The sequence below is a fragment of the Solidesulfovibrio alcoholivorans DSM 5433 genome (assembly GCF_000702665.1).
GTDB lineage: Bacteria > Desulfobacterota > Desulfovibrionia > Desulfovibrionales > Desulfovibrionaceae > Solidesulfovibrio > Solidesulfovibrio alcoholivorans.
The window spans coordinates 34,554-48,641 of record NZ_JNJA01000021.1; the positions used below are offsets into that span (position 1 = coordinate 34,554).

Consider the following 14,088-nt stretch of genomic DNA (forward strand, 5'->3'; position numbering starts at 1 on the left):
GAGGCGCCGACGTCCATGGTTCCGTTGCGCCGCCACCTGAAAAACAAGGTTCTCGCCCCGCTGCTGGAACGCGCCAGAGGCTTCCTCGGCCCTGGTTGGCGTGTGCATATCCGTGAAGCCGGCGCGCCACCGTCCGACAATTGTCATAGCGAAGAACTCCGCCTCGATGGCGATCTTGTCGGCTATCTCGATTGCGTATTCGAGGCAAGCGCAGGCGACGCACGCCCCGTACACGACATCGCGCCCGTGGCGCGATTCACGGCCGACATGATCGAGCACGCCATCGCGGGCGAAGCGGCCCGGCGCAGTCTGGCCGCGGAAGTGCTCGCCAAGTATCGCGAGGTTTCCCTGCTCCACCGGGCAACGCTCGGCCTCAACGCCTCCTTGCGTCCTCGAGACGTGGCCCAGGCCCTGCTCGCTGAATGCCATCGCGGGGATCTCTCCGCCGAAGTCGGCATGGTCTTCCTGCGGCCGCCGGGCGCAGAAGAATTCATACCGTTTTTCTCTGCCGGGGATGAATCCGGCCTGGACCTGACCGCTACGGCCCAATCCGCACTCTTTGCGGATGTGGTCCGCAGGCACAAGGGCGAAATCGTCAACGACCTGCAGCGAGACCGACGCTGGCGCGGCGAAGCGAACGTGCGCGCCCTGCTGTTGCATCCCCTGTGCGCGGCCAACCGCTGCGTCGGTATGCTGGTTCTCGGCGCGGCGTCCACCGTGCGGTTCGAGGCCAACCACCTGCAATACGTCGGCACCCTGGCCGCCGTGGCCGGCACGGCCCTGGGCAATGCCCTGCATTTCGAAGCCGTGCAGACGCTGATCAATTCGCTGATGCAGGCTTTGGCAACGGCCATCGACGCCCGAGACCCTTACACCGCCGGCCACTCCAAGCGGGTGGCCCAACTCGGCGTGGCTCTTGCCACGGTCGTGCATCAGGACACCAGCGCCTTCCCGGACGTGCATTTCTCCCCCCACGACATCGAGGAACTCCTGTTCGCAGGACTGCTGCACGACGTGGGAAAGATCGGCATCCGCGAGGAAGTGCTGACCAAGGCCACGCGCCTGCCGCATGGCGTCATGCAGGTCATCGCGCAACGGCTGGCCCTGGAGGCCCTGGTGTCGGGAAAATACGATGCCGGAGAATTCGAGCGCCTGTCGCGCATCAACGCCGGGGACTCGGTGGGGCGCGAAGACGCGGCTTTCGTGACCGGGCTCGGCGCGCGCACGATCCGCGTGGGGAACAGGACCATGCCGCTCTTGAGCGAGGAGGAAATCGCCTGCCTGCTCATCGTGCGCGGCAACCTTACCCCGGAGGAACGCCGGGAGATCGAGCGGCATCCGGCGGAGTCCTACCGCATCCTGCGCCATATCCCCTTTCCGGAAAACATGTCGCGCCTGCTCGACATCATCTCCCAGCACCACGAGCGCCTGGACGGCTCGGGCTATCCCGCCGGGCTCAAGGGCGACGCCATCCTGCTGCAAAGCCGCATCATCGCCATCGTGGACATCTACGACGCCATCACCATGGCCCGCCACTACAAGCCCGCCCTGCCACGCGAAAAAGCCCTCGGCATCCTTTGGCAGGAAGCCGGGGCCGGCCGTATCGACGCCAAGCTCGTGGAACTGCTCGAAGCCAACATCGACCGCGTGGAAGCGGACTGCCGGCTCCTCGGCGACCGCCTGGACCTGCCGGCCTTTCTGGCGAGCCGGCAAGCCTGAGGCGCGCCCTCAGGCGACGCGCCGCGGCATCAGCCGAGTCCGGCGGCCTTCTTGTCCACCACGGCGGCCGAGAGCTCGGCTTCCGCGACGAGCACGCCGTCCACGCTTGCTTCGGCGCGCATGCGGCACAGGGTCATCCGGCGCTTGAGGTCGAAGCAGCGCAGGGTCAGCTGGTCGCCCGGCACCACCGGCCGGCGGAACTTGGCCTTTTCCACCCCCGTGAACATGAAGATACGGTCGCCGAGGGGCCCTTCGAGACTCTTGGAAACGAGCACGCCCCCGGCCTGCGCCAGGGCTTCGAGGATCAGCATGCCGGGCATCACGGGCGCACCCGGGAAATGGCCCTGGAAAAAGGGCTCGTTGATGGTCACGTTCTTGATGGCGGTGATCGACTCGCCAGGAACGAACGCCGTGACGCGGTCCACCAGCAGGAAGGGGTAGCGGTGGGGCAGCAGCGCGAAAATTTCCGTAATGGCGATGACGTCACCAGGATTTGCCGGCATGGCGTTCTCCCTTTTGCGTGGAAAAAGGGCCGAAGCGCCAACCGCTCCGGCCCATCGATTCTGGACTGCAATGTCACCGCCCGACTCCGGCAGGCGTGACGCGCACCGGAGGAACGGCCCGGAAAGCCTTACTTGCTCGAATCGAACTGTGCCCGCACGGCGGCGGTCACGTCCATCTTGGGATCATAATAGGGAACGCTGCGGGCTTCGAGGATCACGGTGAAGCCGTTTTTGGCCGCGTACTCGGTCACGACCTTCTGCAGACGCGACAGCAAGGGCTGCAGCACGGTCTGCTGGGCCTGCTGTTCTTCCTGCTGGAGCTTGTTGCGGTCATCGAGGTACTTGCGGGCCTTGGCCTCGAAATCGGCGGCTTTGGACTTCATGGCGTCCTGGGACAGGGCCACGCTCTTTTTCTGCAACTCATCCTGCATTTTCTTGAGGTCGTCGCCCTGGGCGGCAATGGCCTTTTCCCGGGATTCGAACCGGCTTTTGAGCCCGGAGAGAGCCGACTTGCCGGCACTGGAGTTGGACAGGGCTTCATCGAGGTTGATGATGCCGATCTTGCCCTGGGCAAACGCCGCCACCGGCATGACCAAAACGGCCAAAACAATAAACGTCCGCATCAAAACGCCCATGACTCGACTCCTTGCTCGTTCCGTGTTTCGAACGGTCTTGCCGTCCGGTTGTTTAGCTTCGTGACCAGCCGGCCGCGGCGCATCGGCAAAACCGATGCGCCGCGGCCAACCTTGCGACACGCGCCCGGGCCGCCTGGCCGCGGGCCGGTCCGTTCCGTCCCGTTCTAGAAGGTCTGCCCCATGGAGAAGCCGATCTGCGACGGCTGCATATTGTGATCTTCCGCGTCGAGGCCGTAGCCGTACTCCACGCGAATGAGGCCCATCGGCGAGTACCAGCGCAGGCCCGCGCCGACGCTCTTGTAGATGGTCGAGTTGATGAGGTTGTAATCACCCCAGGAATTACCGGCGTCGAAGAAGACGACGCCGAGCAGGCCGACGGACTTGCTGATGGGGAAGATGGTTTCGAAGTTGGTGAAGGCTTCGGCCTTGCCGCCGATGCGTTCGTGGGTCCAGGGGTCCTTCGGCGAAATCTTGTCCACTTCGTAGCCGCGGACGTTGTTGATGCCGCCGAGGTAGAAGCGCTCGTAGACCGGGATGTCGCCGCCGGCATTGGGGAAGATCACGCCGGCCTGGCCGCGCCAGTGGAAGACCAGGTCAAGCGGCAGCGGGTAGAAGAAGTTCGAGGTGAACATCGGCTTGACGAAGGCGTCGTCGCCGCCCACCACGCCGCCGGCGTATTCCAGGGACAGGGTGTTCTTGGTGCCCTTGGTGGGCTTGGTCGCGCTGTCGATGGTGTCGCGGTCGACCTGGACGAACACCGAGCTCGCCCAGTGCCAGCCGGCCGACTGCTGGATGACGCTCGAAGCGTTCCAGTTGGTGTGATAGATATGATAGTGATCCAGGCGGTAATCCCAGGACAGCACCGTGTATTCGCCGAGCGGATACGCGAAGCGGAGCTTGCCGCCGGAGGTCGACTTCTTGAAGTCGTCGTAGGCCTTGTAGACCTGGTAGACATCCGCGCCCACGGCCAGATTGGAGTCGTAGACGCGCGGGTTGGTGAACGACAGGACACCGCGGCTGGACTTGCCGCTGAACATGCCCTGGAACTTGGCGTGGTAGCCCTTGCCGAAGAGGTTTTTCTCCTCGACGGAGCCGCCGAAGAACACGCTGTCGGAGGTCGAGTAGCCCGCGCCCAGGCTGATGGCGCCGGTGTTCTTGTCCTTGACCTTGACCTTGATGTCCACTTCGCCCGGGTTGTCCGTGGGCACGGTCTCGATATCGACCTTCTCGAAGTACTCGAGCTTGTCCAGGCGCTCGTTGGAACGGCGCAACTTGGAGCCCGAGAAGAGGTCGCCGTCGGCCAGCTTGACTTCGCGGCGCACGACGTTGTCGCGGGTCTTTTCGTTGCCCTCGATGGACACGCGGCGCACGTAGACCTTGCGGCCCTTATTGATGATGTAGGTCAGGTCGATGACCTTGGTGTCGGGATGCTTCTGCATGTCCACGTCGGCTTCGGCGAAGGCGTAGCCGTCGTCGGCGTAGAGTTCGGCCAGGGCGTTGAGGTCGTCGCGCACCACGGAGCGGTTGAAGTAGCTGCCCTTGGCCGCCAGCTCGTCGAGCTTGATGCGGTCCATGAGCTTGGGCTCGTCGTAGAGCAGGTCGCCGGAGAAGGACACGGAGCCGACCTTGTAGCGTTCGCCCTCTTCCACGCGGAAGATGACGGTGATGCCGTCGTCGCCGTAGACGACCTCGGGTTGGCCGACCTTGGCGTCCACGAAGCCGCGGTTGGCGTAGTAGGCCTCGATGGCCGCGGCGTCGCGCTCGAGCATCTCGTCCTTGAGCACGCCGGAACCGGTGACCCAGGACCAGAAGTGGCGGGTGGAGGTGGCGAGCTCGGATTCGATGTCGCTGGCCGGGATCTGCTTGGCCCCCTCGATCTTGACTTCCTTGATGTAGAGCTTCTTGGGCTCTTTGATGATGATGTTGAGCCGGGCCACGCGCGGGTCGGTCTGCTCGAGCTCGTAGGTGACCTCGGTCTTGTAGTAGCCCTTCTTGCTGTAGAGTTCGCGGATCTTGCCCAGGTCGTCGGCCAGGACCTTGAGGTTCAGGACGCCGCCGGCCTTGGTGCTCATGGCCTCGAGAATGTCGTCCTTTTTCACGTCGCCGTTGCCGGTGACGCCGATGGCCTGGATACGCGGCTTCTCCTTGACCACGAAGGTCAGGCGCTTGCCGCCGGGGACGTTGTCCAGGCGCACCTGGACGTCGTCGAAATAGCCCATGTCGAAGAGCTTCTTGATGTCTTCGTTGACGGTCTTGGGGTCGTAGGGCTGGTTGACCTGGCTTTTGATCTTAAGCAGCACCACTTCCTTGTCGAGGATGGAGTTGCCCTCCACGTCGACTTCGGCGATGCGGTCCGAGGAGCCCACGGCCGCAACGAGCGGCGCGATCTTCTGGGCCAGCTCGCCCGCTGCCGCGTCCATGGCCATGGCGCTTTTCGCCGTGGCGAAAACCGTCTGGGGCGTACCGCCCGAGACCTTGGCCACACGGGCGTCGAGGCTCAGGCCCTCGCCGACCTTGGAAATGGAGCCGAACACGACGTAATCGGCCCGCGCCCCCGCGCCCAGCTTGCGGGCGGCGGACACGTCCGTCACGGCCTTGCCGCCTTCGGCCGAGGCGGCCACGCCGCCGGCCTTGAGCTTGTCGGCCAGCATGTGCGGAAGGCTTCCCTGGACGGACTGCAAAGCGTCGGCCGCGTTGATCTCAAAGGGCAGCACCAGCACCTTGCCGGACTGGGCCAGGGCTTGGCCTGCCGCCAGGACCAGGCAGGCGGCCAGAAAAAGCCCCCTAAGACCTCGACGTTTCATTGCGCGCATAGAGTTCTCCACCCTGCAGCTCCAGTCTCCGGCCCATCACAGCGGCCAGGTTATGGTTGTGGGTGACCACAACCAAGGTCATGCCAAGCTCGGCGTTGAGTCGGGCGAGCACATCGCCCACTTTCGCGCCAGTGGCTTCGTCCAGATTGCCGGTGGGTTCGTCGGCCAGCAGCACCACTGGCCGTAATAGGACAGCGCGGGCGATGGCCGCCCTCTGTCTCTCTCCCCCGGAAAGCGTTGTTACCCTGTGTTCGGCCCTTTCATCAAGTCCCACAAGCGACAAAGATTCCTTTGCCCGCGCAAAGGCCTCCCGACGGCTCATTTTGGCGATCAGCGCCGGCATGGCCACGTTTTCCAGCGTGGTGAACTCCGGCAGAAGATGATGAAATTGAAAGACGAACCCGATTTCCCGGTTGCGCACGCGGGCCGCCTCGGCCGGGGCGAGGGAGGCAAGGTCCCGTCCCCGGAAGCGGATTTCCCCTGCCGTGGGCCGGTCCAGAGCGCCAAGCAAATGCAAAAGCGACGATTTTCCCGAGCCCGAGGCCCCGAGGATGGCCATGGAGTCCCCGGTCGGAATCTCGAAGTCGAGGCCCCGAAGCACCACCACTTCCTCGGCAGGCCCCTGGTAGACCTTGCGCAGGCCGTGCAGCACGTAAAGCGGCTCAGTCATGGCGCAGCGCCTCCGTGGGCTCCAGTCGCGCGGCCTGGCGGGCCGGGTACAGCGTGGCCAGAAAACACAGCGCCAGGGCCGTCGCTCCGATGACGACGAGGTCCGGCCAGTCCAGGCGCACGGGCAGGTGGTCCATGGGATAGACGTCGCCAGGAATCTTGATGAACTGGTATTTTTCCAGGGCCAGGGCCACGCCAAGGCCCAGGGCGTAGCCGAGCGCCGTGCCCACCACGCCGATGATAGCGCCCTGGAGCATGAAGATGTTGCGGATGTTTTTCGCGGTCGCGCCCATGGACATGAGGATGGCGATGTCGCGGGTCTTTTCCATGACCAGCATGACCAGCGTCGTGATGATGGAAAAGGAACCCACGAGCACGATCATGACGAGGATGACGAACATGGCCGTCTTTTCCAGGTGCAACGCCTTGAAAAGGTTGCCGTTCATGTCGATCCAGGTGCGCACGTAGACCGGCGGCCCGCCCAGGGCCTGGCGCACCTTGCCCGCCAGGGCGTCCACGGCGTCCACGTCCGCGACCTTGAGCTCGATGCCCGTGACGATGTCGCGCTTAAATCCCAGCAGTTCCTGGGCCGCGGGAATGGTGACGTAGGCAAGGGTGGAATCGTATTCGTACATGCCGGTCTTGAAAAACCCGCGCACGGCGAAGGTCTTGACCTTGGGCGAGAATCCGGCGGCGCTTTCCTTGCCCGCGGGCGACATGAGGTTGAGCGTGTCACCGAGCGAAAGCCCCAGGCGGTCGGCCAGTTCCCGGCCGACGATGATGCCCGGGAAGATGCCGGGCGCGGAGAGGTCGTCGAGGCTGCCCGCGGTCATTTCGCCGGGCAGCGCCAGCACCTTGCCCGCCGAGGCCGGGTCGACGCCGCGCAACACCACGCCCTTGACCCCGCGGGGGCTCGACAGCATGACTTCCGTATAGACGAAGGGCGTGGCCCCGAGCACGCCGGGCACGGCTTCGGCCTTGGCCATGTCGCCCCGGTAGTCGTGGATCGCCCCGCCGGCCACGGCCGCCACCATGTGGGCGTTGATGCCGAGGATCTTGTCGCGAAGTTCGGTGGAAAAGCCCTGCATGACCCCCACCACCACGATCAACGACGCGACGCCAAGGCCCACCCCGAGCACGGAGATGAGCGAAATGACCGAGATGAAGGCCTGCTTCTGGCGGGCCAGGAGGTAGCGTTTGGCGATGAAGTATTCGAAACTCATGAACCCGGCGCGCCCTCGGGGCGCAACAGCGGAAACAGGATCACTTCGCGGATGGAGGCCTGGTCGGTGAGCAGCATGACGAGCCTGTCGATGCCGATGCCCTCCCCCGCCGCCGGCGGCATGCCGTATTCCAGGGCGCGGACGTAATCGTCGTCCATTTGGTGGGCCTCGTCGTCGCCGGCTTCCTTCTCGCGGACCTGCTCCTCGAAGCGCAGGCGCTGGTCCACGGGATCGTTGAGCTCGGAAAAGGCGTTGGCCATCTCGCGGCCGGCGATGAAGAGCTCGAAGCGGTCGGTGATGTCCGGGTCCTCGGTGTTCTTGCGCGACAACGGCGAAATTTCCGTGGGATAATGGTAGATGAAGTGCGGTTGGATGAGCTTGGGCTCGACGAAGATGTCGAAGAGCTTGGCCTGGACCTTGCCGAGCTTTTCGCCCTTGAGCACCTTTTCGCCGCTTTTTTCCACAAGGGCCTTGGCCGTGTCGAAGTTGCTGTAGACCTCGGGCGCGATGCCTCCGATGGTCTCCAGGGAGTCGTGGAAGCGCACGCGCGCCCAGCTTCCCTCGGCCAGACAGATCTCCTGGCCCTGGTAGCTCACGGTGTCCGAACCGGTCACGGTGCGGGCGATGTGGCTGAAAAGCCGCTCGGTCAGGTCCATGAGGTCGGTGTACCGGGCAAAGGCCCAGTAGAACTCGCACATGGTGAATTCGGGGTTGTGCCGCGTGGAGATGCCTTCGTTGCGGAAGTTGCGCCCCACCTCGTAGACCTTCTCGAAGCCGCCCACGAGCAGGCGCTTGAGGTAGAGCTCCGGGGCGATGCGCATGTAAAGGCCCATGTCCAGGGCGTTGTGGTGCGTGACGAAGGGCTTGGCCGTGGCGCCGCCGGGGATGGCCTGCATCATGGGGGTCTCGACCTCCATGAAGCCGGCGTTGTCGAGGCAGGCGCGCAGCTCGCGCACGATGGCCGTGCGGGCCTTGAAGATCTCCACGGAGCGCGGCGTGACGATGAGGTCCACGTAGCGCTGGCGGTAGCGCGTCTCCACGTCCTTGAGGCCGTGGTACTTCTCGGGCAGGGGCCGCATGGACTTGGTCAGGAGCTTGACCGTGGCGGCGTGCAGGGTGAGTTCGCCGGTCTTGGTGCGGAAGAGCTTGCCCGTGACGCCGACGATGTCGCCGATGTCGAACTTCTTGAAGACGGCGTAGACTTCCTGGCCGAGGGATTCGCGCTCGGCAAAGACCTGCACCCGGCCCGAGGCGTCCTGGATGGTGAAGAAGGCCACCTTGCCGAAGGAGCGCAACGACACGATGCGCCCGGCCAGGCAGAAGCCCTCGTCCAGTTTGGCCAGGGCCTCTTCGTCCAGGGGCTCGTGGCTGGCGACGACGCGGCCGATGTCGTCGACCTTCTTGAAATCGTTCGGGTAAAGCGGAACGCCCTCGTCAAGGAGTTGGACAGCCTTGGCGATGCGGTTCTTGAAGACTTCGTTGAGCTCATCCCGGGCGTCGAGGCTTTCGAGCAGGGGGCGGAAGTCCTCCACCCGCTTGGACTTGACCGGGAGCTTGTATTCTTTTTTGCGTGGTGCGTCGGTGCCCACGGGAATTCTCCGTTGCTTGAGGCGTGGTTGCTTTGCGGAAAGGGCAAGCGCATCTGGGTACGAGAAATGCGTGACGCCGTCAAGAATGGCCCGTGACACGGCGGCAGACAAAAATTCCTTCCCGGGCAAAAAAAACCTTGACGCAGCGGCCCGGGCGGGATAGATGGCTACCTCGCTTCGACATTCCCCGGTAGCTCAATTGGCAGAGCGGGTGGCTGTTAACCACTAGGTTGGCGGTTCGAGTCCGTCCCGGGGAGCCAGCAGATTCAGGGAGTTAGGCTAAACACCTAGCTCCCTTTTTCTTTTGCAGGCAACTTTGTCCCCCACCTGTCCCCCAATTTGAGATTGTACGCGAGTGAAAGTTGGTGAAAGTCGCCCCTACGCCAAAGGGGAAAGCGGCCCATGGGGGACTGTCCCCCGGCAGCCTACCCGTCACCCCGCTCTCTCCCCTCCTCTTGAACCCTCCCGGCAGGGAATGCTATCCACCGCCATGAATGGATCATCGCCGCAGCCCTTGCCATGCTGCCGGTAGTGTGCCTGGGCGTTTCGGCTTTGACCGACACAAGGTTGCGGAGATTCCCAAACACGTGGTCCGGGATAAACGAAAGAAAGGCGATTGAGGAACGTGATTTTTTGCCGTTTAAGGCCGGCATAGAGCCAATAAGGCATGAATTGCTAGCGCTTCATGGGGTACACTGTATGATTGGGATCAAGCCAAAGAAGATGGAATATATTGTGCTCTACCAAGCCCCATAAGCGTCCAGGTGCATCACCTACGTCAAGTTGATGTAGTAAAACCGTCTTGTCGAGACCAATGGTTTCAAGTCTTTTTTGTGCCGCCTTGCACAGCATATCTCCTGGCATAGTGTGCGAGTGTCCACGCCTCTTGAAAATTTGATTATATTGTTGATTTTCGTATGAAATCAATTGCTGTCTGTGTTTTGTGAGCTTCCTAAAGGTACATGGCCATGGCCCTGACTGGTCCATGAGTCTAAAGTTCCATCCAATAGGTTTGTTGAGTGAGTCGTCTGGATTTTCAGAGCGTCCCGTTTCTTGTTTTAACTTTCGTGGGATTTCCTTCTGTGCGGTATTTTTTGCGCCTGAAGGTTGTTCACTCATGGATGTTTTCTTGCTCATAAGCAACTACTTCAGGCCGCTATAGTATTCTGCCATGGAAGCATGCGTTATAATTTCAGAGCAAGGGGCACCATCAGGGCATCCCCTTCTGGCCATTTTCCAGGGGTCTTCAAGGTGACTCAATTCAACAAGCCACTGGGAATTTTTGTTTCCATAATCACGGATTACAACATCAATGGTCTCTTTGTGGTAATCCTTAAGGCGCGATGAATCTCCTTCTGGGATAGAATCGATCCTGTACTGTCCCTGGTGTTTGAAAAACAATCTTGGAGCTACTGGGCCATTCGCCCAAGCTTGAATTTCATCGTCAAAAATCGGTTCATCGTCCCAAACCAAAGCCCATGCTTGAGAATAATACACCAGCTTTTGCAGCTTAATGGTGGTCAAGGGCCCCATTTTCTCTAGGATATATTGTGCAACATCCAGGCTAGAGGCCATAACAGAAACCTCCTCTTTGTGGTGCTAGGCACTTTTTCAAGACATCCTTAAGCATTTTTCGCGCCAAAGCAATGCATAATTTAACCAGACATTTTATTTCAGTGGGTTAGATGTTTCAAACTAGACACGAGTTCGCCCCCGAACGATGGCTCGCCATGACCGCACCGGCAACGAAAAGCGGCCCACCTCCGAAGAAGCAGGCCGCCCATGATCCGGTTGCCGGGGTCCTAGTCCTGGGGTGCTTCGACCGGAACCTTCTCCACAATCTTCTTGAGCGCATCGGCCACTTCCCCGGCAAGGTCGGGATGCTGATGGATGACGCGCATTCCGTCGCTCCACACCCGGGACGCTTCGTCCTGTTGCTCCCGCACTGCGCGTTCCTCTGCCGTGGGCTCGGGGCTCCGGGCCGTTGACTCGGTGTCCAGGTATTCGCCTAAGTCGCGGGACCGCTTTTCCAGGGCGCGAAGCAACAAGGTCAGCCCGCCCACACTCCACTCACGGTCATTGTGGGTCATGTCGTCCACCGCCTGGGCCAGGAAGCCGAGCGCGTCACCGATCTCGTGCCCTTCGTTCATGGCGTGGTTCACGAGCTCCTTGTAGCCGTCGAAGGCTTGGGCCAGCTTTGTGCTATCCATTAACCACCTCCCGAATCACGGCTGTCTCAGAAGAAAGGGGCTCCACCACAACGCCAACGATTGCGCCACATTCTGCGGTCGGATGGTGAACGGTCGCGTGCTGGAAACAAACCCGTCCCACCTCAGCGGTTAGGGCGGCTTCCATCGAATTGAGTTTCTGTTCGGAGACTTCCAGAAGCGTTTCCAGGACCACGGCAACATGATTGGGGTTTACGGTCATCCCCAGTTCGTCCATTTCGATGAGAATTTCCTTGAACGCACGAATGGGCCGCAGGGCAACCTCGACAACACCGATCAGGCTCATGGAATACGTCATGTTATCCATGACACACCTCCACGGAACCCGGCAGGATGGGGAGAATCGGCGCACAGGGCTCCACGGGCAGCGCGGCGGGGCCATCGCCAAAGAATGGGCGGGAATGGCCGCACAGGGCCTTGAGGAGCGTCCAGGCGTGGACGGCGGCGAGGATGCAGGGTTGGGATTGAACGCGGACGTGGGACAGGATAAGCGGATGCTCAGCCATGCTCGAAACCTCCATGAAAGGTTGCGGGTTGGTCAGGCCCGGCCGGGTGTTCGCGCACCTTGTCGGGCTGATTTTTTGGACAACTGATAATTGACAGGTGTTGTATTTTAGTACAACGGACAGGTCAAGGAGAATGTGGTTATAAACTACCACATGAAGATAATGAGCAACCTCAAAGAAATAATGGAATCAAGGGGTGTTAGCGTTCGAGGTCTCGCGGACCTGACCAAGCTGTCCACAAGGACAGTAATGTGCGCACGCGGGCCAGAAATCCGCCAATGCCGCCTGGAGACCCTGGCCACAATCGCCGGGGCGCTCGGGGTCAGGACGAAGGACTTGTATGAGGAGGAGTGATCCGCCTATATTAGGTTGCACTTTCTATAGACCACCGGACCGGAAGGCTGTATGCGCGATCCAACTCTCTAAAAAAACTACCAAATTATGAGAACATTATGAAAACAATTTGCCTTCTCATGGCCCTATCTTTGATACTACCTTGGCAAGCAATCGGATGTCAATTTGACACAGACTGCAATGTCGGCAGCACATGCATAAAACAAGGAACAAGTCTATATGGTGTTTGCATGGGCGGTCTTTACCCTGGGAATCGCCACGACAGACAGCCTGTGTATTCCCCAACGGATATCAATCATACTTATGGGAATACTTGTGAATTTAATACTGACTGTGGCCCTGGTAGCGTTTGTGCCAAAGGTCAAAGTCTTTATGGCGTATGCTTAATGGATTCGACGTATGGATATGCCAATATGGGAAAAAAAAATGACTCGACACCAATTATCGTTGGCGGGGTTGTCGCGGGGTTGTTATTGGCGGCCATCATATACAAGGCATTTAACTCTTCATCCCCTGGCGATCCACAAACGATGAAATCCCTTGAAAAATATCGAGAAACCCCTTCTCGCCATACTAGCAAAGAACTTGAACAAATGCGCCGCCAGGAGCTTATTACCCAACTTGCCAATGTGGGTGTCGAGCCTTCAGCAGGGGCGACCGTGGCCGACATGCAGGATATGGTCGCTAGAATTAAATGGTCGCAGCAGATAAAATCAGACTGTGGAAAAGTCATTGATTGGCGAGCGCACACAATTATGGAGCTCCAAACTATGAGTATTAACGGCTGCAATTAACAATTACTCCCACAAGGACAGACATGATAGATATAAACGAAAAATTAAATGAGGCTAATTTCTTTTTAGAAAAACTCAACCAGTCGATTACACGCGATTCCATGCGAGAGGTTAGATACTATTTGAGTGCCTTTCTATCTGCATCACGATCTATACTGCAATATTCTCTAAGCAAGGCAAAATCAAGAAACCCAAGCCAGCAAAAATGGTATGAAAACAGAGTCCGCAATGATATGTTTTTATTTTTCAAAAATCTTAGAGATAGTAATATACATAGGCAACCCGTTTCATATTCTAAGGATTGCACTGTATGCGTTGGCACAACCCTGATCGACAGAGAGACATTGGGCGAAACGTATATTCCATCTCTGAACAAAGACTATTATAGATACTATTTCAAAGACTGGCCAAAAAATGATGACCTGGGATCATTGTCCAGTAACTACCTCAAAGAGATAAAGCAACTTGTCGATGAAGGCATCGCTAAGGGCTATATCTCGGCACAGCAAGACGGTTGAGCGAGTGTTTGAGGCAAATGGGTTGGTCAAAAATGACCAACCAGCAGAAAACCAAGCCACCACGCCACTTCATGCCGGAGACAGTGGGGACAAAATCACGCCAGACCACCTACCCCCCTGACGTGATCCGATACCGCCCTTCCACGATCTTGAGCCGCCCGCTCGCTATCAACTGATATACCGACCTCGGCCGTGTCCCTGGCTCAACGTCCAGTTGCAGCCGCAGCACGGGCAGATACCAACGCTCGATGACCCGGCGGATGCGCTGTTTCTCCTCCTGGCGCACGAACCGGCCGAAGCGGAGACGCACTTGCCCGGCAGGATCGAGGAACGCCTCGGTGTCCTTGGTGGCCAGCCACGTCAGCGGATCAAATGGAGTCGGCATGATCGGCAGGATGTCATGGGCGGGAATGATCGCCAAGGTGGGAGGACATAAAAAAAGCCCCGGGGGGAGGCCCGAGGCTTCGAGGGAGGGGGAACCTACATTCTGTCTTTCGCCGAACACGTTGTCGCCAGGTGGGGGCGGGCAGTTACACG

Annotated in this window: 16 protein-coding genes and 1 tRNA gene; 5 read left to right on the top strand and 12 right to left on the bottom strand. The window is 60.0% G+C overall.

Going from position 1 to position 14,088, the window contains the following annotated elements; translation table 11 throughout:
* The first annotated feature begins 15 nt into the window (after nt 1–15).
* Nucleotides 16–1,719: an HD domain-containing phosphohydrolase gene (locus tag Q368_RS0120895; RefSeq protein WP_029460986.1), complete on the top strand. Its 1,704-nt coding sequence runs from the start codon at nt 16–18 to the stop codon at nt 1,717–1,719.
* 29 nt (nt 1,720–1,748) lie between these two features.
* On the opposite strand, the gene fabZ is transcribed toward Q368_RS0120895, so the two are convergent.
* The 6 genes from fabZ to lysS all read right to left on the bottom strand — a co-directional run bounded on the left by fabZ (nt 1,749) and on the right by lysS (nt 9,151).
* Complete coding sequence (fabZ, locus tag Q368_RS0120900; protein WP_029460987.1) at nt 1,749–2,222, bottom strand: 3-hydroxyacyl-ACP dehydratase FabZ; 474 nt, start codon at nt 2,220–2,222, stop codon at nt 1,749–1,751.
* A 128-nt stretch (nt 2,223–2,350) separates the two neighbouring features.
* Entirely contained in the window at nt 2,351–2,857 is a 507-nt protein-coding gene (locus tag Q368_RS0120905; RefSeq protein WP_029460988.1) for an OmpH/Skp family outer membrane protein, read from the bottom strand.
* Nucleotides 2,858–3,021: 164 nt separating this feature from the next.
* Nucleotides 3,022–5,670: an outer membrane protein assembly factor BamA gene (bamA, locus tag Q368_RS0120910; RefSeq protein WP_029460989.1), complete on the bottom strand. Its 2,649-nt coding sequence runs from the start codon at nt 5,668–5,670 to the stop codon at nt 3,022–3,024.
* Nucleotides 5,642–6,340, bottom strand: coding sequence for an ABC transporter ATP-binding protein (locus tag Q368_RS0120915; protein ID WP_029460990.1), 699 nt, complete (start codon nt 6,338–6,340; stop codon nt 5,642–5,644). The genes bamA and Q368_RS0120915 overlap by 29 nt, the downstream gene beginning before the upstream one ends.
* Nucleotides 6,333–7,562 carry a lipoprotein-releasing ABC transporter permease subunit gene (locus tag Q368_RS0120920; protein ID WP_029460991.1) on the bottom strand — a complete coding sequence of 410 codons (1,230 nt, stop codon included), beginning with the start codon at nt 7,560–7,562 and terminating at the stop codon, nt 6,333–6,335. Before Q368_RS0120920 ends, Q368_RS0120915 begins: the two co-directional genes overlap by 8 nt.
* Complete coding sequence (gene lysS / locus Q368_RS0120925) at nt 7,559–9,151, bottom strand: lysine--tRNA ligase (RefSeq protein WP_029460992.1); 1,593 nt, start codon at nt 9,149–9,151, stop codon at nt 7,559–7,561. Before lysS ends, Q368_RS0120920 begins: the two co-directional genes overlap by 4 nt.
* A gap of 184 nt (nt 9,152–9,335) precedes the next feature.
* Between lysS and Q368_RS0120930 the strand changes: the two genes are divergently transcribed.
* Nucleotides 9,336–9,411: transfer RNA gene (locus Q368_RS0120930), tRNA-Asn, on the top strand.
* A gap of 415 nt (nt 9,412–9,826) precedes the next feature.
* On the opposite strand, the gene Q368_RS25955 is transcribed toward Q368_RS0120930, so the two are convergent.
* The 5 genes from Q368_RS25955 to Q368_RS0120945 all read right to left on the bottom strand — a co-directional run bounded on the left by Q368_RS25955 (nt 9,827) and on the right by Q368_RS0120945 (nt 11,885).
* Entirely contained in the window at nt 9,827–10,288 is a 462-nt protein-coding gene (locus Q368_RS25955) for a hypothetical protein (RefSeq protein ID WP_156955801.1), read from the bottom strand.
* Between the two features lie 6 nt (nt 10,289–10,294).
* Nucleotides 10,295–10,726 carry a Panacea domain-containing protein gene (locus Q368_RS24990; protein ID WP_084158919.1) on the bottom strand — a complete coding sequence of 144 codons (432 nt, stop codon included), beginning with the start codon at nt 10,724–10,726 and terminating at the stop codon, nt 10,295–10,297.
* A gap of 227 nt (nt 10,727–10,953) precedes the next feature.
* Complete coding sequence (locus Q368_RS0120935; RefSeq protein ID WP_029460993.1) at nt 10,954–11,361, bottom strand: hypothetical protein; 408 nt, start codon at nt 11,359–11,361, stop codon at nt 10,954–10,956.
* The gene (locus Q368_RS0120940) at nt 11,354–11,686 is read right to left on the bottom strand and encodes a hypothetical protein (protein WP_029460994.1); all 333 of its coding nucleotides are present in this window, start codon (nt 11,684–11,686) and stop codon (nt 11,354–11,356) included. Before Q368_RS0120940 ends, Q368_RS0120935 begins: the two co-directional genes overlap by 8 nt.
* Complete coding sequence (locus tag Q368_RS0120945; RefSeq protein WP_029460995.1) at nt 11,679–11,885, bottom strand: hypothetical protein; 207 nt, start codon at nt 11,883–11,885, stop codon at nt 11,679–11,681. Before Q368_RS0120945 ends, Q368_RS0120940 begins: the two co-directional genes overlap by 8 nt.
* A gap of 162 nt (nt 11,886–12,047) precedes the next feature.
* On the opposite strand from Q368_RS0120945, the gene Q368_RS0120950 reads away from it, so the two are divergent.
* The 3 genes from Q368_RS0120950 to Q368_RS25965 all read left to right on the top strand — a co-directional run bounded on the left by Q368_RS0120950 (nt 12,048) and on the right by Q368_RS25965 (nt 13,551).
* Nucleotides 12,048–12,239: a helix-turn-helix domain-containing protein gene (locus Q368_RS0120950; RefSeq protein ID WP_281174652.1), complete on the top strand. Its 192-nt coding sequence runs from the start codon at nt 12,048–12,050 to the stop codon at nt 12,237–12,239.
* A 230-nt stretch (nt 12,240–12,469) separates the two neighbouring features.
* Nucleotides 12,470–13,033 carry a hypothetical protein gene (locus Q368_RS25960; protein ID WP_156955802.1) on the top strand — a complete coding sequence of 188 codons (564 nt, stop codon included), beginning with the start codon at nt 12,470–12,472 and terminating at the stop codon, nt 13,031–13,033.
* 23 nt (nt 13,034–13,056) lie between these two features.
* Nucleotides 13,057–13,551 (top strand): hypothetical protein, encoded by a 495-nt coding sequence (locus Q368_RS25965; RefSeq protein ID WP_156955803.1) that lies wholly within the window; start codon nt 13,057–13,059, stop codon nt 13,549–13,551.
* 109 nt (nt 13,552–13,660) lie between these two features.
* Here the strand turns inward: Q368_RS25965 and Q368_RS0120965 are convergent.
* Nucleotides 13,661–14,088 (bottom strand): hypothetical protein (locus Q368_RS0120965; protein WP_211249797.1); only part of this gene is annotated, 428 nt, incomplete at its 5' end.